At 66.5% G+C, this 23,474-nt stretch carries 23 protein-coding genes and 1 pseudogene; 15 read left to right on the top strand and 9 right to left on the bottom strand.

The window, feature by feature from the left end:
* Positions 1-45 precede the first annotated feature (45 nt).
* Positions 46-924: a manganese catalase gene (locus ACOQFL_RS16355; RefSeq protein WP_435545040.1), complete on the bottom strand. Its 879-nt coding sequence runs from the start codon at positions 922-924 to the stop codon at positions 46-48.
* 275 nt (positions 925-1,199) lie between these two features.
* Here ACOQFL_RS16355 and ACOQFL_RS16350 point away from each other — a divergent pair.
* Positions 1,200-1,325, top strand: a pseudogene (locus tag ACOQFL_RS16350) (thiamine pyrophosphate-binding protein); the annotation flags it as partial.
* Between the two features lie 232 nt (positions 1,326-1,557).
* On the opposite strand, the gene ACOQFL_RS16345 reads toward ACOQFL_RS16350, so the two are convergent.
* Both ACOQFL_RS16345 and ACOQFL_RS16340 read right to left on the bottom strand, forming a co-directional pair.
* Positions 1,558-2,361 (bottom strand): SDR family oxidoreductase, encoded by an 804-nt coding sequence (locus tag ACOQFL_RS16345; RefSeq protein ID WP_435545039.1) that lies wholly within the window; start codon positions 2,359-2,361, stop codon positions 1,558-1,560.
* Between the two features lie 238 nt (positions 2,362-2,599).
* A complete protein-coding gene (locus ACOQFL_RS16340; protein WP_435545038.1) occupies positions 2,600-3,577 on the bottom strand; it encodes a TIGR03557 family F420-dependent LLM class oxidoreductase in 978 nt (325 codons plus the stop codon).
* A gap of 712 nt (positions 3,578-4,289) precedes the next feature.
* Here ACOQFL_RS16340 and ACOQFL_RS16335 point away from each other — a divergent pair.
* From ACOQFL_RS16335 to ACOQFL_RS16315, 5 genes are read left to right on the top strand one after another with little or no spacing between them, the layout of a single operon-like run.
* Positions 4,290-5,309: an acyl-CoA dehydrogenase family protein gene (locus ACOQFL_RS16335; protein ID WP_435545037.1), complete on the top strand. Its 1,020-nt coding sequence runs from the start codon at positions 4,290-4,292 to the stop codon at positions 5,307-5,309.
* Positions 5,310-5,350: 41 nt separating this feature from the next.
* Positions 5,351-6,040 carry a PIG-L deacetylase family protein gene (locus ACOQFL_RS16330; RefSeq protein WP_435545036.1) on the top strand — a complete coding sequence of 230 codons (690 nt, stop codon included), beginning with the start codon at positions 5,351-5,353 and terminating at the stop codon, positions 6,038-6,040.
* Positions 6,037-6,609 (top strand): class I SAM-dependent methyltransferase, encoded by a 573-nt coding sequence (locus ACOQFL_RS16325; RefSeq protein ID WP_435545035.1) that lies wholly within the window; start codon positions 6,037-6,039, stop codon positions 6,607-6,609. Before ACOQFL_RS16330 ends, ACOQFL_RS16325 begins: the two co-directional genes overlap by 4 nt.
* Positions 6,606-7,376, top strand: coding sequence for a glycosyltransferase family 2 protein (locus tag ACOQFL_RS16320; protein WP_435545034.1), 771 nt, complete (start codon positions 6,606-6,608; stop codon positions 7,374-7,376). Before ACOQFL_RS16325 ends, ACOQFL_RS16320 begins: the two co-directional genes overlap by 4 nt.
* 10 nt (positions 7,377-7,386) lie before the next feature.
* A complete protein-coding gene (locus ACOQFL_RS16315) occupies positions 7,387-8,283 on the top strand; it encodes a Rieske (2Fe-2S) protein (RefSeq protein WP_435545033.1) in 897 nt (298 codons plus the stop codon).
* 250 nt (positions 8,284-8,533) lie between these two features.
* On the opposite strand, the gene ACOQFL_RS16310 is transcribed toward ACOQFL_RS16315, so the two are convergent.
* Positions 8,534-8,938 carry a four-helix bundle copper-binding protein gene (locus tag ACOQFL_RS16310; protein ID WP_435545147.1) on the bottom strand — a complete coding sequence of 135 codons (405 nt, stop codon included), beginning with the start codon at positions 8,936-8,938 and terminating at the stop codon, positions 8,534-8,536.
* A gap of 1,122 nt (positions 8,939-10,060) precedes the next feature.
* Between ACOQFL_RS16310 and ACOQFL_RS16305 the strand changes: the two genes are divergently transcribed.
* The 5 genes from ACOQFL_RS16305 to ACOQFL_RS16285 are packed head-to-tail and all read left to right on the top strand — an operon-like array spanning position 10,061 to position 13,511.
* Positions 10,061-11,578, top strand: a complete 1,518-nt coding sequence (locus tag ACOQFL_RS16305; protein ID WP_435545146.1) for a sensor histidine kinase — start codon at positions 10,061-10,063, stop codon at positions 11,576-11,578.
* 21 nt (positions 11,579-11,599) lie between these two features.
* Entirely contained in the window at positions 11,600-12,016 is a 417-nt protein-coding gene (locus ACOQFL_RS16300) for a roadblock/LC7 domain-containing protein (RefSeq protein WP_435545032.1), read from the top strand.
* Positions 12,013-12,369 (top strand): DUF742 domain-containing protein, encoded by a 357-nt coding sequence (locus ACOQFL_RS16295; protein ID WP_435545031.1) that lies wholly within the window; start codon positions 12,013-12,015, stop codon positions 12,367-12,369. The genes ACOQFL_RS16300 and ACOQFL_RS16295 overlap by 4 nt, the downstream gene beginning before the upstream one ends.
* The gene (locus ACOQFL_RS16290; RefSeq protein WP_435545030.1) at positions 12,347-12,934 is read left to right on the top strand and encodes a GTP-binding protein; all 588 of its coding nucleotides are present in this window, start codon (positions 12,347-12,349) and stop codon (positions 12,932-12,934) included. Before ACOQFL_RS16295 ends, ACOQFL_RS16290 begins: the two co-directional genes overlap by 23 nt.
* Before the next feature lie 16 nt (positions 12,935-12,950).
* The gene (locus ACOQFL_RS16285; RefSeq protein ID WP_435545029.1) at positions 12,951-13,511 is read left to right on the top strand and encodes a GAF domain-containing protein; all 561 of its coding nucleotides are present in this window, start codon (positions 12,951-12,953) and stop codon (positions 13,509-13,511) included.
* 146 nt (positions 13,512-13,657) lie between these two features.
* On the opposite strand, the gene ACOQFL_RS16280 is transcribed toward ACOQFL_RS16285, so the two are convergent.
* From ACOQFL_RS16280 to ACOQFL_RS16260, 5 genes are all read right to left on the bottom strand, one after another.
* Complete coding sequence (locus tag ACOQFL_RS16280) at positions 13,658-14,857, bottom strand: acyl-CoA dehydrogenase family protein (RefSeq protein WP_435545145.1); 1,200 nt, start codon at positions 14,855-14,857, stop codon at positions 13,658-13,660.
* A 1,230-nt stretch (positions 14,858-16,087) separates the two neighbouring features.
* Positions 16,088-16,363: an antitoxin gene (locus ACOQFL_RS16275; RefSeq protein ID WP_435545028.1), complete on the bottom strand. Its 276-nt coding sequence runs from the start codon at positions 16,361-16,363 to the stop codon at positions 16,088-16,090.
* 346 nt (positions 16,364-16,709) lie between these two features.
* On the bottom strand, positions 16,710-17,087 hold the full coding sequence (locus tag ACOQFL_RS16270) for a DUF1330 domain-containing protein (protein WP_435545027.1): 378 nt from the start codon (positions 17,085-17,087) through the stop codon (positions 16,710-16,712).
* A 262-nt stretch (positions 17,088-17,349) separates the two neighbouring features.
* Complete coding sequence (locus ACOQFL_RS16265; protein ID WP_435545026.1) at positions 17,350-19,149, bottom strand: pectate lyase-like domain-containing protein; 1,800 nt, start codon at positions 19,147-19,149, stop codon at positions 17,350-17,352.
* Positions 19,150-19,312: 163 nt separating this feature from the next.
* Entirely contained in the window at positions 19,313-19,774 is a 462-nt protein-coding gene (locus ACOQFL_RS16260; RefSeq protein WP_435545025.1) for a hypothetical protein, read from the bottom strand.
* Positions 19,775-20,228: 454 nt separating this feature from the next.
* On the opposite strand from ACOQFL_RS16260, the gene ACOQFL_RS16255 reads away from it, so the two are divergent.
* From ACOQFL_RS16255 to ACOQFL_RS16240, 4 genes are all read left to right on the top strand, one after another.
* A complete protein-coding gene (locus ACOQFL_RS16255; RefSeq protein WP_435545024.1) occupies positions 20,229-20,366 on the top strand; it encodes a hypothetical protein in 138 nt (45 codons plus the stop codon).
* Between the two features lie 641 nt (positions 20,367-21,007).
* Entirely contained in the window at positions 21,008-21,148 is a 141-nt protein-coding gene (locus ACOQFL_RS16250) for a hypothetical protein (RefSeq protein WP_435545023.1), read from the top strand.
* A 495-nt stretch (positions 21,149-21,643) separates the two neighbouring features.
* Positions 21,644-21,937, top strand: a complete 294-nt coding sequence (locus ACOQFL_RS16245) for a hypothetical protein (RefSeq protein ID WP_435545022.1) — start codon at positions 21,644-21,646, stop codon at positions 21,935-21,937.
* 94 nt (positions 21,938-22,031) lie between these two features.
* A complete protein-coding gene (locus tag ACOQFL_RS16240; protein WP_435545021.1) occupies positions 22,032-23,474 on the top strand; it encodes a class II 3-deoxy-7-phosphoheptulonate synthase in 1,443 nt (480 codons plus the stop codon).

The raw sequence follows: 23,474 nt of genomic DNA, 5'->3' as shown, positions 1-23,474 counted from the left end.
GGGAACCCGCCCGAAGTGAAGTAACTCCGGGTAGGGCGTGGGGCACTACTGCTGGAAGGTGTCTTTGATCTTGTCCTTGGCTTTGCCCGCGATGCCCCGGTCTTCGGTGTTGGTGGCGTACAGCTGGGGGTCCGGGGGTGGTGCTGAGCTCACGTCACCGAGGGGTTCGGGCTGATCGAGATACTGGAACTGGTGCTGGTTGTCGGGGGCCGTGCCGGAGGCCCACTTGCCCTGGTCGGCAGTGGTGCCGTCCGAGAGGCCCCACAGGGTCTGGCTGTGCTGTTGATTTTCCTCGTCCAGCAGAGCGCCGGGGGCGATGGTGCCTGCCAGCCCGTCTTCCTGGAGCTGTTCGATGGCGGCCAGCCACTGCAGCTGGTGCATGGTGTCGCGGGCCAGGTTGAACTTCAGCATCTCTTTGACGCCGGGATCATCGGTCATGTTGTACAGCCGCGCGGTCTGTAGCCTGCCCTGGGACTCGGCGGCCACGTTGACCCGGAAATCGGCCAGCAAATTGCCGCTGGAGACGATGTACTTGCCGTTCCACGGTGTGCCTGCGCTGTCGGCAGGCAGCGGCCCCCCGCCGCCGACGATGGCGTGTTCGGGGTCCATGCCGCCCACGACCGCGGCCAGCACCGGATCCTGGTCGACCATGCCGGCGGTAGTCTCGGCCGGGGCGCCTTCCAACAGCCGTGCGACCATCGTGGCCAGCATCTCGACATGGCCCATCTCCTCGGTGCCGATGTCGAGGATCATGTCCTTGTACTTGCCCGGTGCTCGGCAGTTCCAGCCCTGAAACAGATACTGCATGGTCACCGTCATCTCGCCCCAGGCTCCACCGATGAGTTCCTGGAGCTTCTTGGCGTACAGCGCGTCGGGTTGTTCGGGTTTGGCCTCGAACTGCATCCGCTGGGTATGGCGAAACATCGAACCTCTCTTCCGTGGAACAGCCCCAGAGGGGACGTCGCGCAGGAGTGACCGAGGACGTCCGGTGAGGGGCTCCGCAGCCGATCAGAGCGACGCGAGGCGGGACTCTCGTTCGTCGGTGGCTGTTTCGCCGTAGTCTTCTCGGTCTACCGGCCCTTGGCCCCCATTTCCCTTGGCCCCCAGTTCCATTCAGTGTCTCCCGGCTTCCGGGGGTACGCATTTTCGGAAACGGCTCGTGTTTTTTCGTCCGACACGGGCGGCGGCTCGATTCGCACAGCCGCCCGAATGATCCCCGGTTTCTTCAGTCTCGGCACGAGGAGTTGGCAGCCTTCGAGGCGGTGGGTTACGCGAAGTTCTCCGGCAGGGTCGGCATGTGTATGGCCACCGGCGGCAGCGGTGCACCTGCTGAACGGGTTCGTTCGACGAGCAAGAAGCGCACGGGTTGGTGTCACGGTTTCCGCCGATAAGGGCGGTGGGCAGCGCGACACTGCCCCCTGTTGTGCCACCAGTTGACAGGACTCGGTCCGATGTCCGATCCCCTTTGTCACCCGCGCACCACACCCGCCGAACACTTCCCGTCCCGCTCACGCTGGAACCGACTGCGATCGGCACCCGAGGCGATGGCGGTGCGGCTCATCCGGGATGGGTCTCCCCGCCGACAGGCGCGAGCACTTCACCCGTGTAATAGCTGGAGAGCCGGTCGGAGGCGAAGAACACGTAGGACGGCGCGATCTCGTCGGGGTCGGCTTTTCGCCCCATCGGTGTCTGTTCACCGAATCCCTCGACCTTCTCGGCGGGGATCGTCGCGGGGATCAAAGGCGTCCACACCGGCCCCGGCGCCACACAGTTCACTCGGATTCCGCTGCTGGTCAACGACTGGGCCAACGATTTGGTCAGAATGTGCACGGCAGCCTTGCTCGCCGAATAGTCCATAAGAGCCTTGTTGCCGCGCAGTCCGTTGACCGAGCCCGTGTTGATCACGGCCCCACCATTCGGGAGGTGGGCGAGCGCCGCACGGATCAGCCAGAAAGGAGCGTAGACGTTGACCTTGAAAGTGCGGTCGAACTGTGCGGTGTCGATGGTGGTGAAGTCCTCCCGATACGACTGGACACCGGCATGGTTGACCAGCACGTCCAACCCACCGAGATCATCCACGGTTCGCCCCGGCAACCCCGCGCAGTAAGCTTCCTCGGCGATATCGCCCTTGTACAGAACACACCTGCGCTGTTGCTCACGCACCAGACCCGCCGTGTGCTCGGCGTCGTCGTCCTCGAGATCGGCCAGGTAAGCGATCGCGACATCGGCGCCTTCCTTGGCGAATGCCACCGACACCGCACGGCCGATCCCCGAATCACCGCCCACGATCAGGGTGCGCTTACCTTCGAGCAGCCCATTACCCCGGTAATGTCGCATCTCGTCTCGAGGTGGCGGACCCATCGCATCCGTGCGGCCCGGTGGTTGCTGCTCTTGTGCGGGAACACTCTCCGACTGCTCCACCGCTACCTCCCGGCACTGTTGGACCGTGTCGCGAACAGGCATTTCCCGCTGTCGGAACCGCGAAACCACGGCGGCAAGAGGTTGAAGCCACCTCGGGAGTGCCACGGACGGGTAAACGACTCCGCTCGCTGCTCCGGCTGTCTTTCGGCTGAATCCGCTGTTTCGCTCCGGGAGGCCATCAACGCTCCGCGGGTCGCAGTGCCGGGAGCAGCTCTTCCCTCACGAAGGCGAAAAAACCCGCCGGATCGCTGTCCACCCCGATCTGCACCAGCGCCACATCGGTGAAGCCCGCCTGCTGAAAGGACGAGACCGCATCCACGATCGGACCGGACTCCGGGCCGCACGGGATCGCCGAGGCCACGTCCTCGGGACGGACGTAGCTGGTCGCCGCGGCGAAAGAGTCCGGCACGGGCAGCTCGGAGTTGACCTTCCAACCGCCTGCGAACCAGCTGAACTGCTCGTGCGCGCGTTTCACCGCCGCATCTCGGTCCGGGTCCCAGCAGATCGGCAACTGCCCGATCTTGCGGTCGCCGGTGGTGTTCGAGGCACGGTCCCAGTCCTGGCACAGCCTCGACTCAGGCGTGACGGCGATCATGGCATCGGAGGTGGCGGCGAACTGTCGGATCGATTGCGGCCCCGAAACGGCCGTCCCGATGGGCACTCTCCGGTCGGGCAGGTCCCAGAGCTTCGCCGAATCCACCCGGTAGTGGCTTCCGACATAGTCGACGTGGCCGCCCTCGAACAGCGCGGAAATGATCTCGACGGCCTCGGAGAGCATCTCGTGCCGCACGTTCACCGGTGGCCAGCCGCGGCCGATGACGTGCTCGTTGAGATTCTCGCCCGCCCCGAGCCCCAGCAGAAAACGGTCCCGGGAAAGCAGACCGAGCGTCGCCGCCTTCTGCGCCACCACCGCCGGGTGATAACGCATGATCGGAGCCGTCACATAGGTCATCAACTCGATGTCACTGGTCACTTGGGCCACCGCGCCCAGCACGCTCCACGCGTACGGTGCGTGACCCTGCGGGTGCAACCAGGGAAAGTAGTGGTCGCTCATCACCGCGAAGTCGAAGCCGGTACGTTCGGCGGAGGCCGCGTGCTCGACGAGCGAACGCGGTCCGGACTGCTCGGTCAGCAGGGTGTACCCGATATTCGTCATGCCGTCACCCCCCGAGCCGGACGCGCGATTCCGGGACGGAGCCCGCGGCCCGGCTCCGGAGCTCCCCGAGATCGGTATCGTGCGGCAGCCCACCGCAGGGCTGCTTTCCCAGCACGGTTTTCGGTAACCGTGTCGCGCGCTTCGGGAACCGGAGGAGTCAGCTCGTCCGACGTCTCCCCGCCGAACGTCACGCGGTGTTCCACGGCCCGCCCCGCATCGGGCACCTCCGCTGCGTAACGACGCTCTCGCCGCGACATAACCTCGGCATCCCCGCTCATCGCATCCTCCGTGTCCCGAATCGACCCTCCGTACGAAACACCGAGCCGTTCCCGCCCGGAAAAGCACTTCCTGTTCGGTGCGGTACCCGGAAACCGGAGAAACGACACACCAGCACACTCCCCGTCCCCACTCATCCGGCCATCCCCACTCATCCGGAGGAACGAAACCGTTCGGAACAATCCTCGTTTCCGGCTCCGAGAGTCGGTGGTCTCCGCGAGCCGTCGTTCCCCGTGAGATTCGACGAGCACTACGGACGGATGCTGCGTGGCACCGTCACTGCCCCCTCCCCCACAACACCGCCGGAACGGCCCGGCTGTGCGAGCGGTTCTCTTTCGCGGCGGCCGCTCAGCACAGCAGACGGGCGTTTACGTTTTCGCCGCACGGGGGATGTAAAGCGGCAACGACATCGACCCACGCGGGGGGGTGCTCAGTGTTGCGGATCGCGCGACCGACCACGTCCGGGGGAACCTCGAGCGGGTTTGGCGACGTCTTCGCGGTGCTGCGTGGGGCGCTGGACGCCGGAGAACTGGAGGTTCCGCTGCCCGGCGGCGGCGACACGGCTCGCCGCTGGTCCGCGTTGTGCCGCTACGGGCGGGCCGACCTGGCGCTGGGGCGTCTGGTGGAGGGCCACACCGACGCCGTGGCGATCCTGCACGAGTCCGGTGGCAAGCCGGAGCCGGGAGCCTTGTACGGGGTGTGGGCGTCTCGCGCCTCCGGCAAGGGCGCCGTTCTGACCCACAGGGCGGATGGTGGTCCGGTGCTCACCGGCACGATCCCGTTCTGCTCCGGAGCGGGGCAGCTGGACAAGGCGCTGGTCGTGGCTCGGCCGGACGGCTCCGCCGGGGCGGCGGACGACGTCATCATCAAGATCGCACTGCCGGATGCGCGGATTCGGCCGCTGCCGGACACCTGGCACGCGGCCGGGATGGCCGCCTCACGCTCTTGGGACGTGGAGCTGCACGAAGTTCCCGTGCGGGAGGAGGACCGCGTCGGCCCGCCCGGCTTCTACACCGGGCGGCCGGGGTTCCGGCTCGGTGCGATGGGGGTGGCGGCGGTGTGGCTCGGTGGCACGGCGGGTGTCGTGGACCGGGTCGCGGAGCACCTCGCCGCACGCGCTCCCGACGAGCACCAGCTCGCACATCTGGCGGCGATGCACGTGGCGGTGGAGGCGGCGGACAGCACGCTGGCGACAGCGGCCGAGGCCGTGGACACTTCCGGAACCGGGGCGGACCGGGCGGTCACCGCCGGAACATGCCGCTCGGCGGCGGAACGCGCCGCGTGCGAGGTGCTGGCGCGGGCGCCCCGAGTGACCGGGCCCGGACCGTTGAGCCGCGATGCCGCGTTCACCCGCGGGTTGGCCGATCTGGAGGTCTACGTGCGACAGCACCACGCCGAGCGCGAACTGGCCGATCTCGGTAGAAGCATCCTGCTGGCGGGTGAGCGTGCGAGGTGAGTACCTACGAACCGCACCCGAGGACTTCGGAATCCGAGTGGATGCGCACCGTAGCCGGCCTGCCGCCCGGAATACCGGAACTGGGCGGCCGGATTGTCGTGGTGGCCGCGCACCCCGACGACGAGTGCCTCGCTCTGGGCGGAGTGCTCCAGGAACTGCGGAGGCTGCCCGGCGAGCTCCGGATCGTCGTGGCCACCGACGGCGAGGCCGCTTACCCGGAGCTGCACGGGGCCGACCGCGCTGAGCTGGCACGCACCCGGCGACGCGAACTGCACGCGGCGCTGCGCGTGCACGGGCTGGCCACCGTGCCGGTGACCTGGCTCGGCCTGCCGGATTCCGCACTGATCTCGCACGAAGAAGCGCTGAGTGACCGGCTCCGAGCGTTGCTCACCGGCGCCACGGCGACCGTCGCGCCGTGGCCGCGGGACCCGCATCCGGACCACCAGGCGGTGGGACGTGCCACGGCGAGGACGCGCCCACCGCGGAGCCGAATGTGGTCGTACCCGATCTGGATGTGGCACTGGATGCACCCGGACGAGGAGGTGATCCCGTGGCGACGTGCCGTGCTGCACCGGCTCTCACCGGCACGGCAGGACCGCAAGAACGCCGCGCTGGCGGAGTTCGTCTCCCAGCTCGTCCCCCCTCCCGGCATCGGCGGCGCCGTGCTTCCGCCGGAGGTGCTGGCCCACTTCGGACGCGGCGTCGAGGTGCTGTTCCGGGAGCATCCGTGAGCACGCCGCCCACTCGCTTCGAACAGCTCTACCAGAACGACCCGGACCCGTGGCGCACGGCGACCTCCTGGTACGAGCGGCGCAAACGCGCCGTGGCGCTGTCGTGCTTACCCAGACCGCACTACGCCTCGGCGATCGAACCGGCCTGCGGGACGGGCGAACTCACCGCCGCGCTCGCCCGGCGCTGCGGTCGTCTCGCCGCCTCCGACGCGTCGAAAACCGCGACCGCACGCGCCCGCCGTCGGGTCGCGGACCAGGAACACGTCGAGGTACGCCGCAGCCGGCTGCCCCAACAGTTCCCGTCCGAATCCAACTCGGCGGAACTCGTCGTGCTCAGTGAGATCCTCTACTACCTCGCCGAGGACGACGCCGCCTCCGTGCTCGCTGCCTCGGTGCGAGCACTGCGCCCCGCCGGAGAGCTCCTGGCGGTGCACTGGCGGCCCCAGGCTCCCGACGCGCCGTCCGACGGCGACAGCGCTCATCGGCGGCTGCGGGAACACCCCGACCTCGACGTGCTCGTTAGTCACATCGAATCGGACTTCCTCGTCGACGTGCTGAGGCGAGCGTGAGCGGGCGCATCGACGCGGTCACCATCGTGGTTCCCGCCCACAACGAGCAGGCGCTGCTACCAGAATGCCTGCACAGCCTCGCGGCGGCACTGCGGCGTCTCAGGACGGAGGTCGGTCTCGTGCGCACCTGCGTGTGTGTGGTGGCTGACCGATGCGGCGACGCCACCGCACGGCTGGCGCTGTCCTTCGCGGACCGTTTCGACCGCTTCGAGGTACTGACCAACTCGGTGCCCTGCGGGCTCGGCGAGCTGCGCAACCGAGGTACCGCGCACGCCCTGCAGTGCCTGCGACCACCGGTGCCGGAGCGCACCTGGATCCTGCACACCGACGCCGACACCGTCGTCCCAACTCGATGGGCGGTCCAGCACCTCCACTACGCCCGGCGTGGGGTGCACGCGGTGGCAGGCCGGGCGGTCGTCCGCTGGTGGAGCGGCCCGGTCGTGCGAGCACGGCCGACCTACGAGGCGCTGGTCGCGGAAAAGATCACGGCCGATCACCACCGCCACGTCTACGGCGCCAACCTCGGGGTACGCGCCGACGCGTTCGTCGAGGCCGAGGGGTTCCCGCCCCTGCACACCGGCGAGGACCACGGATTGTGGGCGCGGTTGTTGCGGGCAGGCCGGCTCACGCGGCAACCCAACGAGTGTCCGGTGCTGACCAGCGGTCGCACGCGGGGACGCGCACCCGGTGGCCTGGCGACACTGCTGCATGAGCTCTCGTTGCGCTCCGGAGCGACCGTCGAGTTTGGTCGCTCTTGGGACGGGTAATCCCGCGGGCATGCGCTCGCTCTCAGCCAAAGACCGGATCGCCGAATGGACGTGGCTGGACAAACCGGCCGGAATGCTGCGTGACGCTGTCTCGCGGACCCTCCGGGGACGGCGGCTGAAGGACGCGTTGCACGGCGTGTGGCTCGGTCACCCGTTGCACCCGGCCGTGGTGCAAGCCCCGATGGGAGCTTTCGCGTGTGCCGGTGTCGTCGACGCGCTGCCCGGGCGAGGCGTCGGCGAGCGGCGCGTAACCCGGCTTTTGATCAAGCTCGGTCTGCTGGCCAGTGTGCCCGCGGCCGTGGCCGGGGCAGCGGATTTCGCCCAGGGCCACGAGGAACAACAACGCACCGGTTTGGTGCACGCGCTCACCAGCACCGCCGCCCTGACCAGCTACCTGCTGTCGCTGCGCTGGCGGGCGAGCGGACGCGAAGTCGCGGGTATCGCGGCAGGTTGGAGCGGACTGGGCTTCACCGTGGCCAGCGGCATGCTCGGCGGGCACCTGTCGTTCCACCAGGCCACCAGTGTCAATCACGCCGATGCGGTCCCGCACATCGCCCCGGACGAGTGGACAGACCTCGGCGAGGTCGCCGACCTGCCCGAAGGCTCGCCGACCCGGCGTATGGCCGGCGAGGTTCCGGTGTTCGTGCTGCGCGACCGCGGTGAACTGTATGTACTCGCCGACCGCTGCTCCCATGCCTCCGGCCCCCTCAACCAGGGTTCGCTGTCGTGGCCCGACGGGTCTCCGTGCGTGGAGTGCCCGTGGCACGGCAGCGTGTTCCGGGTGGCCAGCGGTGAGGTCGTGCACGGCCCGGCCACGGCACCGCAACCCACCTTCCACACTCGCGTCGTGGACGGTCGTCTGCAGGCGCTCGTCCGCCGAATCCCCGGCGTCCCGGCAGGCGGTTGATACCGGAGTCCGACGATGACCGCGCGGCGAGTTCGTCAGGTCACAGGGTTCGCCAGCTCGCAGGGTTCCTCAGTTCGAAGGGCCTCGCGCGACTCGGCTTACGTCCGAAACGTCTGTCCCGGTGATAACTGGTCGCACCGAATCCGTTGCCAAGGGCAGACGGATGTTCGTCGGGATGGACGAGCTCCTGTCAGGCGGTGGATCGGTAGCGGCGGACCGGGATTCGGCCCCGGTCCGCCACCGGGACGGCTTACTTCATCGCCTGCAGCAGTTGTTCGCAGGCCCGCTCGCAACGGCGGCAGGCCTCGGCACACAGTCGGCAGTGTTCGTGCGTCTCGGCATGGCTTTCGCATTCTTTGGCACAGGTGGCGCAGGACTCGCGGCACGCCTCCAGCTGGCCTTTCGACGTCGGCGCGTCGTAGGCGGTCTGGCGGGACAGGACGCGGCCGGTCACCTCGCAGATATCCGCGCAGTCGAGGTCGAGGCGCACGCACCGGCGCAGATTCTGTAGACCCTCTTCGGACAGGCACGCGTCGGCACATGTGGTGCAGGCCTGGGCGCACTCCACGCATGCCTCGATACAGGCACTGAGGATCTCACGATCCACATGCCCCGCCCAGGGGTGAGTCTCCAGCAGCTGTTTCGCGTACGGCATAGCCTCCTCCTTCCGCGGTCCGCCACCGGCCGTGGCGATGGCCTTGCCCAACCCGAGGTCCACTCGAGAACACCCACTTCTGGCTCCACGAGCGGCGGTCTCGCACGCGGGTCCGGGAAGGTGGGGCGGTCTCGAGTCTCACGAGGAACCACCGAACACGGAGTCTGCCGACGCGCGGGCGGGTGCGGCCGGAAGTCGTCGCCGAGCCACCCCCGTACCGCCACGGTCCCGGAGACCCCCAGTCTTGTCTCGGCGGCCAACTCAGCATGCTCGCGGAGCGGGCATGCCGCAACCGGTGGATGGGCGCGGTCGGCGATGCGTCTCGCACTCAACGTATCCCGAAGCGGCAGGGGCTCGAAGAGGATGCACGCTGTATGCAAAATTCGGCGCCCCTGGGGTGGGGTTGGTGCATCCGAGCCTCCGTGCCAAACTCACCGAACCAACAGCGGCCGGGCCCATCGACTGGTCGCGGGCGGTTGTGGATTCTCGCCACGTCCGCACCAAAAAGTGGGGATCCGGACAGGGCAAATCCCGAGGGATCGAGGAAGAACGGGCTCGAAACACCACCTGATCACCGATGGCGCGGACGTTCCCTTGGCGACGATCCTCACCAGGGGCAACCGCGACGACATCGCCCGACTTCTGCCGCTGATCGAGGCGGCCTCGCCAGGACGCGGGCGACGCGGTCCCTCCGATTCGAACCCGAAACTTCCGTAGGCGAGGGCAACTACGAGCACGAGTACCGTGCCTACCTACGCCAACAGCGCATCCAGCCGTTCATCGGTCGACGCCGACCTCCCGCACCGAAGGCGTTGGGGGCTCTCAGGCCACCACATCGGGGGATCTCCTCAACCGGGATGTGCACTCTGTCCTGTTTGGTCACGGGTTCGTGGTTACTCCTCGCGGAGGATCCGAGTACGTCCACCCGGCTGAGGTACGATCTGCTTTCGCAAGATCACGCACAGGGTAATCCATCCAATGGAGCTGCGAGGAATGGCGGACATGACCGGTGGCACCGTGTGTGGATACGCGGAACAGGCTGAGCTGGAGATGCCCCGTTCGTCGATTCAAGTCTGACGCCATGCCACCCGTCCGTTGTACATCGCCGCGTTGAGGACCTTGATGTCTGCACTGTTACCTACTACTGACCGTCCCGAGAACGATGGTTCCGAGGGCTGGTCGGATCAAGCTGCCACGGATCCACGGGACCGCATCCTGTGGCTCGCTCTGTTGCCGGTAGTGCCTTTACTCGTCGTGCTGGGTGTTGTCACGGCTGTGCTCGTGACCATCGATCGTTCGTTGTTGGGAACGGCACTCGCCCTTTGTGCTTTGGCGATCGCGTCGGCACTGCTGATCGGTTTGTTCGCCGTCAAACGGACCAGGAACGGTCTCGAACAACTACGGCGAAAGCACGACGCGGTCAGAACTGACACTGCCGCCGCTGCTGAGACGGCTCCCGCTGCCGATGGGTTTTCCTCCCGGTCGTACGGCAACGACGCGCTCCAAGCCGCGTTCGCCAAGTTGGCGCGGGGCCTGGAAGCCATGGCGGACCGAGCGATCACCGAAATCGACGAAGCCGAACACCAGGTGGAAGACCCCGATCTTCTCGCGCGTCTGTTCCGTGTGGACCACCTCGTCAACCTGTCTCGCCGACAGGCGGAAAGTCTGGCCATACTCGGCGGTAAAGCACCGCAGCGGCAAACACAGGAAGATGTGAGCCTCCAGACAGTGCTGCGCTCCGCTGTGGCCGAGATCGAGCACTACTCCCGAGTGAAGATGACCGCGGTGGAGGGAATGCTGAAAGGTCCTGCCACCGCTGAGGTGATTCACCTGTTGGCCGAACTACTGGAAAACGCCACCCAATTCTCCAGTGACAAAACTCCTGTGGTGGTACGGACCGAAACCGTCACGGCCGGTGTGGCCATTGAAATCCAAGACCGTGGTCTCGGTATGACGAACGAGGAGATCCACCGATACAACCACCTGCTCGAGAACGCCGATCGAGTCGCCCTCGACGAGCTTCTCGCGGACGGACGGATCGGGCTGTCGGTGGTTCGAGTCCTCGCGCAGCGCTACAACATCAGGGTCCGACTGCAGACCAGCATCTATGGAGGCATGGAGGCGGTCGTCCTGCTGCCGGACAGCTTGCTCACAATCTCGCCACCGGAGCCCGCGCAGCCCGGGCACGTCGCCCAGGACCCCACGCCCACGCCGCAGCCTGCCAGCGGGCCACCACCGCCGATTTCCCGTGCTTACTCTCCCAGCCGGATGCAATGGAGCGGCGAGGTAGCAGAGCCGGTTGCCGGACCTTCGCCCGAAAGGCACGTATCGGCGCCGCTCACTGCTGAACCGGCACCGACATCACAGCTGGCACCGACTTCGCAGCCGGCGCAGACCGCTCCCCCATCGACAGAGACCACTAGCTCACCCGCGGACACTCATCGTCGTCGAGGTGACGCGTCACAGCTTCCGCAACGCAGGCCCGGCACGAACAACCTCCCGGAAGAGTTGCGGACACGGCGGGAGGAAGTCACCCCGATCCCCGGCCACAACACGGGGTTGTTGAGTGCCTTCAGCCAGTCCGAGACCGATCAGTCAACTTCGTCGGAAGATCGGCAAGACCCCTCGACATCCACCTGAAACGCTTTCAAGGAGTCGACCGTGACCCAGCCACAGGATCTGACCTGGCTACTCGCGAACCTGGTCAACCAGGTTCCCCACACCCGAAGCGCCCTCTTACTGTCCACCGATGCGATCCCGCGGTTCTACCACGGTCTGGACCGTAATGACGCGGACCGGCTGGCCTCCCTGGCCAGTCCCCTGTGCTCACTGGTCCAGGAAGTGGGCAAATACTTCGGGGGCGGAAACGGGATGCGCCAAGCCAATGCCGAACTCGGCGACGGCAGTATCCTGGCGATCACGGCCGCCAGCGCAGGCAGCATCCTCGCCGTCCTGGCCGACAGCACGGTCAACGCCGGAGTTCTCAGCTACGAGATGCAGCAGCTCGGCAAGAAAGTGCCCAGCAGTCTGGCCACCCCGTCACGAGGCTCCTCGGCGGAAGAAAGTCGGCCGGTATGAACGCATTCGACGGTCACCCGGCACGAGAGCAGGGAGTACGGCCCTACCTGATCACCAACGGGCGCACCCATCCGAGTGCGCCACTGGACCTGCTGTCCATGGTGTGCAGTACGGGGCAGGTGTCCCACGACATGCTGGGGCCCGAGCATTCCCAGACGTTGCGGCTGTGCCGCTCCCCGACCACAGTCGCCGAGGTGGCAGGAAACTTGCGGCAACCCGCGGTGGTCGTCAAAATTCTGCTTTCCGATCTCATCGGCACCGGAGCGGTAACCACTCACACCCCCACCTCGACCGCTGAAGTCACCCCGGACTTGATCGAGAAGGTACTCCATGGGCTTAGAAGCCGACTCTGACGTATTCCCCTGGCAGCTCAAAATTCTCGTCGCGGGCGGATTCGGCGCTGGGAAGACCACCTTCGTCGGCGCGTCCAGTGAGATCGAGCCGTTGAACACCGAGGAACACCTCACCACGGCCAGTGTCGACACGGACAGTCTGGTCGGTGTGGAACGCAAGTCCACCACCACGGTGGCCCTGGATTTCGGCCGCATCACCTTCCCCGACGACAACATCGCGTTGTATCTGTTCGGCACACCGGGCCAGGAGCGTTTCTGGTTCATGTGGGACGAGTTGTCCCGCGGCACCGTCGGTGCGATAGTGCTCGCCGACACGCGTCGACTTCAGGACTGTTTCGGAGCGATCGAATTCTTCGAGCAACGAGGGATCTACTTCCTGGTCGCCGTCAACGAATTCGACAACGCGATGTACTACACCTCCGAGGAAGTGCGGAACGCTCTCGCGCTGCCGCTGAGCGTTCCGCTGGTGATGTGCGACGCCCGCGACTCCCACGCCGCGACACGAACACTCATCACGCTGCTCGAACACGTATCGACCACGTCAGCACCGCACCCCATCGGTTAACCCCAGGGAGAACATGATGTCCGACACCAATATGCGCCTCGTAGGCACCCCACCGGATCCGCACGTTCAGCACCGAATGGAACGGTTGCGAGAACTCGGCATCCGGGAAGAACCGGACCCACAGTTCGATGCCCTCGCGCGCCGGCTCGCCGACGCCGCCAGCGCCCCCTACGCGATGGTGAACATCATCAGCGGTCAACGGCAGTACTTCACCGGACTGTATACCCGGGCCGAGTCCCAAACCGACGCCGCGATGGAAGCGGCGCAAACGGCTGTGTCGCCGGGACGAGTGATGCCGAAAGACCACGGGTTCTGCCCGCACGTGGTGGCCCGCGGACTGCCACTCGTCCTCGGCGATGTCTGCTCTTACCCACGGTTCACCAGCAATCCCGTGGTGGATCAGATCGGGATTCGGTCCTACATGGGAGCCCCGCTCATCGATCACACCGGCCTCACACTGGGCACGGTCTGCACCGTCGCACCGGAGACCCAGTCATGGGGCCGCCGCGAACTGGACACGATCAAAAGCTTCGCGACCGAGGTGATGGAGCTGATCCACGGCCGCGAGCGCCGGTGACAACCGAGGAGCACACCACGTAGCGCTCATGCGGGCGTGGCGGGTCCCGCTCCCGGACGCGCCGGTCGACACGTCGCCTTGTGGCGGGTCCGTGTCCGCGGCGGTAGGTACATACCGGCGGACACGGACCCTGACCGCGGCCTAGGTCAGCTCGAACGTGGAAAGACACCGAGCTGGGAGGCCAGTCGCTCCGACCACGGGGTGCGGGAGTTCCCCAGGGCCGTTTCGGCCAGCCGCACCCGTTGGATGTCGGAGGTGCCTGCGGGAGCGAAGATGTGGTGCGCGTCGCGGAGGTAACGTTCCACCGGGCTGTCGGTGCCGAGCCCGTACGCGGCGTGCACCTCCATCGCGGTCCGTGCCGAGTCGAGCGCGTATTCCACGTTGACGAGTTTGGCGTTGATCAATTCCGCGTCACACGGCATGGCGTTGTCCAGCGAGTGCGCGGCGTGATAAGCAACCAGCCGGGCCGTCATCAGTTGGGACTGCATCTGTCCCAGTTTCTGCTGCACCGTCGGCAGCTGGGACAACGGTTGTCCGTAGCGGTAGTGCCGCGCCGCGAAGTCGACGGTCTCCTCCACCAAGGCACGGTGGATTCCCAGCGCGACAGCGGTCAGGTTGGGCCGCCCATAGAGGACGCTGGAGCTGTAGGCCACCGCCAGGCCCTGTCCTTCCTCGCCGAGTCGGTTCTCGGCCGGGATGCGACACTCGTCGAAGACGAGTTCGCCGTAGCTGAACCCGTGCAGCCCCATCGATGCCTGATGCTCCCCGAGGGAGAATCCGGGCCGGTCCGGTTCCACCAGAAACGCCGACAATCCCCGGGAGCCCTCCCCGGTGCGAGCCACCACACCGTGCAGGTCGCCCACGTGGCTGTTGCCCACGAAGACCTTGTGCCCGTTGAGCACGTAGTCATCACCCTCGCGGCGTGCGGTCGCCGTCATGCCGAGTACGTGGCCGCCGGAGTCGGGCTCGGTTACGGCGATGGTCGGTAAGCAGCGTCCCGCACTGATCTCCGGAAGCCACTGGTGCTGTTGGTCCGTGTTCCCGAAATGCAGGATTTTCGCCACCCCGAGCTGGGAAGCCTGCACCATGGCGCCCATCGCTCCGCTGACCCGCGAGAGCTCTTCGATGATGATGGACTTCGCCAGGTGCCCCAGACCCATGCCACCGTGCTCGGGCCCGATCGTCACTCCGATCCAGCCCTGTTCGGCGATCAGACGGGAGAGCTTGTACTGGACCGCCCGCGACTGCTCCATGTCAGGAATCTGCGGACGCACTTCGGTCTCGGCGAAGTGACGCACCTCGTCACGAAGGCGATCGTGGCTCGCAGTGGTGAACAGGCCGTCCATCGAGACTGCAACGCTCATACTTCTCCAATACCCGATCCGGTCTCCGTCGCTGCCCGCCATCCGGGGTGCACGGATGATCAACAGGCTCGCACGGGTGCTCCAGATGAAGTACCACCTTCATGGGGATTGACCCGAGAACGCGCACCACGAGAGGTGTGATATACGCGACTGGTTCCCCGAGCACGGGTGGGTGGCCGGGCGCCGGGCCCGGAGCATCAACGAGGGTGATTCCCTCTTCACCGGCGAAAACCGTCCTCGCCTGCTCCGGGGCCCGCTCCAGCCCCGAAGCGCACGAGGAGCCGCGGCAGGTCCTCGGGAGAGCGGTAACCAGCCTGGGACGCGTCGATCCGCGCTTTTCCGCCCGGGAACAGGGCTGGCCGTACTCGATCACGGCGAGGTCATGTACTTCCCCGGGGCGCTCTCATCGGAGCCTCCGGAGGTGCTCGACACGCTGTTTCCGGACGCAGTGCGGGCCGACCGCAGCGTGGCTTCACTCCACGGACCGGTACCGGTCACCGTGGTCGGAGGTCAGAAACAGCACGACGATCCGTGGGCGTTCGCGCGGATCGTGTCGATCGTCCGGCACCGGTCCCCGCCGTCGGAGAGCGTAGCGACTTCTCGGTCAGGGCCCCGAGCGGGTCGAGTACCGCCGCCCGCTCGAGGCGGTCCATCGCGCGGCGGACACGGACGAAGCTCCGACACCGAGTGGTCGTCGAGTGTGACGTCGCGGCGCACTGCGCCAGCCCGGTCGAGCAGCAGTTGGACGGCGGACAAGCACCCCGCGACGTCCGTGCCTGCTGCGGCGGGCGTGCCCCGGACGACGATCCGCCTACGGTCAAGCACCGCGATCCGGTCGGCGAGCCGATCGGGCCTCCTCCAACTGCCGCGTGATGCGGAGAATGGCGATGCCGTCGACGACGAGCTCGCGAACGCTCTCCCGCATCGCGCGCCCGCTGCGCGGGTCGAGACCGCTCGTCGGCTCTTGCAAAAACCACCAGCGGCCCGTCCATCAGCATCGTCGCCGGGTCGAGCTTGCGGCGCATACCGCCGCAGCGGCTCGACCCGGCGAGTCGGGCTCAGCAGGAAGAACGCGGGAAGGAATCGAACGCTTGTGAGTGCCGCCGCTGGTCGCGGCGTTGGAAACGAGCGTGTGACCGGCGTGAAGCCGGTTGAGCCTGCCGCCCGAGCAGAGGGGGTGTTCAATCCTCCCCGGCTCTTCCGCGAAAACCGTTACTGCCGGGATTGGCCGCCTTCGGATTGGCCGCCTCGGGACTGGTCATCACGCTGATCGGGTCCCTGCTGCCCGGGGTTTTGCCGACCCTCTTGGCCGCCCTGGGACTGCGCCCCCTGCTTGTCGACGAAGTTCCGGACCTGCTCGGTCCCCTTGCTGATCTTGTCGTGGTACTTGCCGCCGGTCTTCTGATCGGCGAAGGTTGACGCCTTGTCGATCCCCTGTTTGACCTTGTCCGGGCTCTTGCCCGCGAGTCCCTTCAGCTTGTCCATCATGCTCATGTCGGCCTCTCCTTCGCCGAATCGGTACACGGACCACTCAAGGTCCTCGGACGTTGCCCTGGCTCTACCCTGATCACGAGGCGGTCAAACCCGCCGCCCGTTCCTCGCTCATGAGCAGCCTCGATTACGTCTCGTCATGTCAACGATTCGCGGCGGGCCGGTGTTCCCGAGGGAGCTGCGAGCACAGGGTGGGTGTTGCGGAAGGCGTGGGAACGGAGTGTGCCTACCCCGGGGTATGCGACGCGACGATCACCTGGCTGCGGCAATTGGCCGAGGAGGTGCCCGAGAACTAACGAGTCCACTGGCGGTCGGTCCAACGTTCACTCTCCGGCCTGGCTCGTCAGGATTCGCGACGCGCTCCCCATGGGAGAGTCGGCTGGAGCACGGCCTCGGCGAGCCCGCGGCTACGCAAACCGGTGATCTCCTGGTACTCGGGATCGGCGACCATACGGCTGAACGCCTCCGGGTTGGGATATCGGACGAGCAGCACCGCGTCCCACTCCTGCCCTTCCTCGGCAACCAAGGGGGTCGTGCCATCGCCGGTATAGAGGACCTCACCTCCGTAACGTCGCAGCAGGGGGGCCGCCCGCCGCGAGTACTCCTCGTACGAGGAGCGGCCGTTTGGGGCGAACCGCAGCAGGTTCAGCATCACGAAGGGGCCGTCCGGGACTTCCGCCAGCACGCGTGCGAGATCGTCCCCCGCGGGATCGACTGCCATCGACAACTCCCTGTCGTAGTCGGATTCTCGTAGCGACAGCACTCGCTGCAGCACGAAGCTCGCCCGAGTTTAGACGCCGAACACCGAGATGCATACCGTCCAGTCGGTATGCCCTTCGGACACTTCGACGCGCGGCTGGTGGCATCGGGGTCCGGCTGGGGCGGGGTCTTCCGAACGTGCGAGCGTGCCGCGAGGTGATGACTCGCGGCACGCTCGCACATTGTTTCGGCGTGGTGCCCGTGTCGTGCGGGGTCTTATCCCGTCAGGGGTAGGAGATGACGGTGGAGGGTATGGTGTCCGATCCGGAGGTGGCGGCTCCGGTGTCGTTGATAACGTGGTCGTATTGCCCCTTGCCGCCGAGTGAGACGACGAGCAGGTCGTGGAAGACCACGCCCGGGGTGTTCGGTGCGGTGAAGCCGCGTCCCTGGCGGATGGTCGGGTCCGAAGTGTAGTTGCAGTAGCTGCCCATGCCCCAACCCTCGTGGGTCGTCACGGAGTCGCCGACCTTGTAGGCGGCGTAGCCGCGGATCCCGTCGTGGTTGATCGCTGCCTGGTCGGGCGCGTCGTAGGCCTTCTCGTTCTGGAAGAACACGGTCCGGCCGCGCTCTCCGTACCACTGCACGTCGTACTTGTTGAAGTGCTCGGCGAACAGGCCGGTGGCCAGCACGTTGTCACCGTTGACGACCAGGCCGTAGTCGGCGCGGTTGGTTTCCCAGCCGACGCCGCTGCCGTGGTCGGCGCGCCAGAGCCAGGTGTGGTCGATGAGCGTGTCGTGGGCGTTGACGACCACGCTGGTGGTGGCCTTACCGGCCCCTGCCCCGCCGATGCGGACGAACAGGTCCTGCAGCGAGATCGGGTTGGCCGCGTGGTCGGCGGAGGAGCCTTCGGGACCGACCTCCACCAGGGTCTCCGAGTTGACGGTTCCGGCGTCGACGAGGAGCCCGGCGATGCGCACCCCGTCCACGTCGGCGACCCGCAGGGCCGTGACCCCGTTGTCCGGGATGAGGGTGGCATAGCCGAGCCCGAGAACCACGGTGTTGGCCCGGTTGACCCGGATCGGCTGGTCGAGGTGGTAGATGCCGGGCGTGACCAGCAGGTGCTTGCCCTGATCGAGCGCGGCGTTGATCGTGGCCGCGGTATCGCCGGGCCGGGCGATGTGGAACCGCGACAGCGACAGCGACTCGCCCGCGGGCGCACCGCCCTCCCACGTGGTGCCGCTGGCACCAGTGCGCAGGGCGGGCAGGAAGACCCGGAACTCGCTGCCGTCGAGGTACATGAACGGCTTCTCCCGCGAGATCGGGGTGGTCGCCAGCGTCGTGTACGGCGGTTCGGGGAAGCTCTGCGCCGGAGCGCCCGCGACACCGGAGAAGACCATGTTCCACACGCCGTTGCTCCAACCACCCACAGCACTGTCGCGGGTGTACCACTGCTGCTGCGAATACGGAGAAACCGTGCCGTCGATACGGCTGTCGGCGATGTAGCCACCGCTGGCCCAGCCGTACCCGCTCGGTGCCAGATTGAGCCCGCCCTTGACGTGCATCCGCCGGAACGGTGCGGCCTGGGCGACCGCCCAACGATCCGTTCCGCTCACCGGCCGCAGCGCGAGATTCTCCGCGGAACGCCAGAAGTTCTGCGTCGCGTTGCCGTTGAACCAGCCGGCGTCGACGGTGACATCGCCGTTGATCGTCGTGTCATCGGGCGACAGCCCCAGGCCCGCGATCGTGGTGTAGAAGCCCAACTGGGCGTTGAGCCCGTTGTACGTGCCCGGTTTGAAGAACAGCTGGTAGCGGCCCGTGCCGAACTGGGACGACTCCTGCTCGGCGAAGATCTGGTCCAGTCGCGCCTGGATGTCGGGGGTGCTGGGGTCAAAAACCAGCACGTTCGGCCCAAGGTCGACGTCGGCCCCCGATGATGCCGTCGTCGTGGCGGCCTGCGCGGAGCGCTGCGACGAACCGGCCAGCACGGCCGGAGTCGCCACGGCGGCGGCCATCGCTCCGAGGGCGCTTCGGCGGGAGAACGCGGTTCCGCCGGATTCCTGATTCTCGGATGAAGAGGTGGACACGAAAATTCCTCCAAACAGGAAGGTGATCGGTCACAGTGTTCGGGAGTTCCCATTCGCGAAAAACGGAACAACCGCGAAAACACGATTTATCTCGCCGCTCTCGGGGTTCGAGCGGGATGAGACGATCCTCGAGGAAGCGGGGTTTAGCAGGGTTCGACGTTCCTCAGGGGTCGACGCGACCCCGGTCGACCAGGTAGCCGGCATCGCCCGACTTCCCTCGCGCGCTCGCGCCTTCGGGGAATTCGAGCCGAACCGAGTGGGTGCCGTGGGTGAGCTCCGCCCTGCCCTGACGCTGCGACCGCCCGGAGACGAAACCGCAGGTGTCGCCGTCCGGGGCCTGATAGTCAGGTCTGTATCGCGGATGAATGGCCAGGACTCCGTTCCGGGAACCAGCGGCGTCCTGGTCGATGTAGCGCGTCTCCTGAGAATCCACCCAATCCTGCTGCTCGGAGTTGACCGTCCCGAAGTTCTCCCCGGTGGCCTCGACCGTCCATTTCGGTCTATAGGGCGTCGAACCGGAGAACTCGTCGAAGGAACCCTGCTGCTCGGCCACGGCTACCGGAGCTGCCGACGACGGCGGCAGGGCTGTCGCCACCACGATCGCCACACGGTTTCGCGCGGACATGGAACTCCTCATTCCTGGAGGGGCGGACCGCTCCGGCCCACCGGGCACCCGAAGGAGAGCGCTCTCAATGCATAAAGAGGGAAACGTCTAGACCACCGGCCGGTAAAGAGCTGATCTTTTCTGTATCGATCCATTGGCTCGCAGATTGGCGCCTACGGAGTTGCGTTCGTACTCCACCCGGCGGCATCGCTTGGTCCTCGTCGCCACGATCGAGCACCGAGACGGAAAGGAGGCGCAGCGCGAAGCCGCTGCCGCTGGCTGTGCCACGGGCCCCTGCCAGCACACCGATACGGAACTCCTCGCCGACATTGACTGCGTCAGCACGTGGCGCGCCGACTCTCCGGTGTTCACCACGTGCCGAATTCGCCCTTGACGCCGAGCATCCCGGACGACAACGTCGTTCGACGGACGAAGCGCGACGTCGTTGCCGGTCCCAGCGCCGCGATCGGCGTCGTTGAGCACGTGCACCCACCGGCCCGGGCTCCCGCCAACCCCGCACTGGGGCGCCCGCTACTACGGCGCGCTCGACGAGCACGCTCTTGCCGAGCAGGCCGAGGCCGCCGAGCTCGTCGAGGTCACCAGCAGTGAGTAGGAACTCGGCCCCGGTGAATCCACCGTCGGACTTCAGCAGGCCCAGTTCGAGCATCCCGCGATCCGGGGGAACCGACGGCAAAGACGGCTTCCGCGGCTGCGTGGGACTCGACCCCACCACGTTCCTGAGGTTGATCAGCAAACCACCGGTGCTGCGCACAGTCATCGACGTGCTCGGTCCGAACCGTTCACGTGCTGTCGACGCACCTGATCCCGCCGCCCTCGATCCCGATGGGTGCGCCCCGCTCGATTCACACCGCCGGCCGGCCCGGCCGGCACCGGACATGTACGACGTGACCACCGACCTCGGTTAGCACTCCACCCCCTCGGGATCAAGTACGCTTTCTACCTCACCGACCCCGTCGACAACTGCGGGATCCCCCATGTTTTGCCCGGCAGCCGCACGCCCACCGACCCCACATCACCGCAGGAAAGATCGCCCCGGCCGGCGCGATCAACCGCACACGGGCCGTCCCCAGTACCTGAGCACGGTCGGCCGGGACTGCGGCATCCGTCAGAACGAGGAGCAGCCCAGGTGCGTGTCCCCGGTCGGGCGGTGCTCGACCACCGCGAGGTGACCACTCTGACCACCACACCGGCTCCGTACCGCAGCCGAGACACATCCGGTTTCCCGCCGAACGAATGGCCGACGCGATCAGCACCACCCACACCCCCACGGTCACGCTGAGAACGACCGGCCTGTTCACACCGGCGGTGCTCTCCGAGGCGGATGAGACCTTCCAGCACGTGCTGGCACCCCACCGAGGCCCACCGGCAGGATGACCGACGTCCTGCCGAGGGTCTGGACCCTCGACGGCACCGGATGACCGCCGCATGGAGCTCCCTGACGTCCGTGCCGACGTGATCCGGAGCGAAACAGGCTCTCGACGCCGTCCTCGCCGAGACTGACTCCGAGTGACGAGGATTTCGCCGGCCCGGACCGCGGCCAGGGGCTGATCGAAGCCGGGCTGAGCCCGACTGGTCTCGGTCAGGCCGTGGGCGAGATACGAGAAAGGGGTGGCAACCCGAAAGTCGCCCCCCTCAGACCAACACCGACTGCCGATTCTACGGGAGTCGAACCAGCTCGCCGCGCTCTTCGATCGTGTACTCCTCCGTTCAGCCTGCGGGCAAGCGCCCGACGGTCGAGGACGTCTCCGCTGAGCCGTCGCAGTCCGTGACTTCGACGCTGCCTTACCACTGGAAACCTCAGCGCTGCGCGTCGGGTCCGGACAGTCGTGCAGAACGGCCGATGGCGAGGACAGACCACGGAGTCTGCCGGTGTCTCCAGTCGTTCTGAAGTTCCTCGTTTCCCGAGGCGCAAACGCACCAACTCCCTACATCAATTGGAACAAAAATCCTCTGGAAAAAATTTTGGTTCGTGTCTCCGCTCACACCCGAAAAGAGCATCAACTGCTCGAAACGGAGGAATATTCTGTCGCAATCGGCCGAACCGAAAAACATCACGTGATCTGTGGTAAGCACGAAAACTCGCTCGACAACAGATTCATCGAAAGCAGATGTGAGATGAACACCACATTGACCATCGGTGCCGCAGAGAGAAGCAACACTTGAAACCCGGACCGACCGAAGGGGTTGCTTTCTCAGTGATCGAGAAAAATGCTCTCAAACATTGCCCGTCCTGAGGGGCATTGGTACTACTCGTTCAGTGCGCTTTTCCGTTGATGTTCCCGTGGATTCCCTGCCCGGTCTGCCTCCGTTGCCCACAGAAATGCGGGAGCGGTTGGATTCCGCGCTGTCCATACCCGCGGCCCAGCAGCCGACGTGGCCGGACGCGGGCACAGCCGCCGAGGTGCGTACCGTCCTCGAGCACGTTCCGCCGATCACCGTTCCCGCCGAGATCGACCGACTGCGCTCTCAGCTCGCTGCGGTCGCCCGCGGGGAGGCGTTTCTGCTCCAGGGCGGGGATTGTGCGGAGACCTTCGCTGACAACACTGAACCGCACCTGCGCGCCAACATCCGCACGTTGCTGCAGATGGCCGTGGTACTCACCTACGGCGCGAGCATGCCGGTGGTCAAGGTCGGGCGCATGGCCGGTCAGTACTCCAAGCCGCGTTCGAAACCTATCGACGCGCTCGGGCTACCCAGTTACCGCGGCGACATGGTGAACTCGCTGACCGACACGGAGGAGGCGCGGGTTCACGATCCGTCCCGGTTGATCCGTGCCTACGCCAACGCGAGCGCGACGATGAACCTTTCGCGGGCTCTGACCAGCGGAGGAATGGCCGCGTTGACCCAGGTACACGACTGGAACAAGGACTTCGTGCTGCACTCCCCGGCAGGGGAACGCTACGAGTCGGTCGCAGCGGAGATCGAGCGGGCACTGCGGTTCATGTCGGCCTGCGGGGTCAGTGACCACAGCCTGCACTCGACGGAGATCTTCGCATCACATGAAGCGTTGGTGCTGGACTACGAGCGAGCGATGCTGCGGCTGGACCCAGCCGGCCGAGAGGACCCGCGGCTGTTCTCGCTCGGAGGGCACTTCCTTTGGATCGGGGAGCGGACCCGAGCGCTCGACGGCGCGCACATCGCCTTCGCCGAGATGCTCTCGAACCCGATCGGAGTGAAGATCGGACCTGGTACGACTCCGGAGCAGGCGGCGGAGTACGTCGAGAAACTCGACCCGCACAACGAACCCGGCCGTTTGACGCTGATCAGCCGGATGGGTAACGACAAGGTACGGGACCTGCTGCCCTCGATCGTGGAGAAGGTGACCGCCTCCGGCCACCAGGTGGTCTGGCAGTGCGATCCGATGCACGGCAACACGCACGAGTCCAGTACCGGGTACAAGACGCGGCACTTCGACCGGGTCGTCGACGAGGTGCAGGGCTTTTTCGAGGTGCACCACCGGCTCGGTACGCACCCCGGAGGCATTCACATCGAGCTCACCGGCGAGGACGTCACCGAGTGCCTGGGCGGTGCCCAGGACATCTCCGACACCGACCTCTCCGGGCGTTACGAGACCGCCTGTGATCCTCGGTTGAATACGCAGCAGTCTCTGGAGCTTGCTTTTCTCGCCGCGGAGATGCTCCGGGGCCGCAGCGCGCGTCATAGGCATCTGAACGAACGCCCTCGCGGGAGGTGCTGGTGA

The sequence above is a fragment of the Actinopolyspora sabaoui genome, from assembly GCF_051225635.1.
Taxonomy (GTDB): Bacteria; Actinomycetota; Actinomycetes; order Mycobacteriales; family Pseudonocardiaceae; genus Actinopolyspora.
The sequence above is the reverse complement of the archived record's forward strand: the minus strand, read 5'-3'. Positions and strand labels throughout refer to the sequence as shown.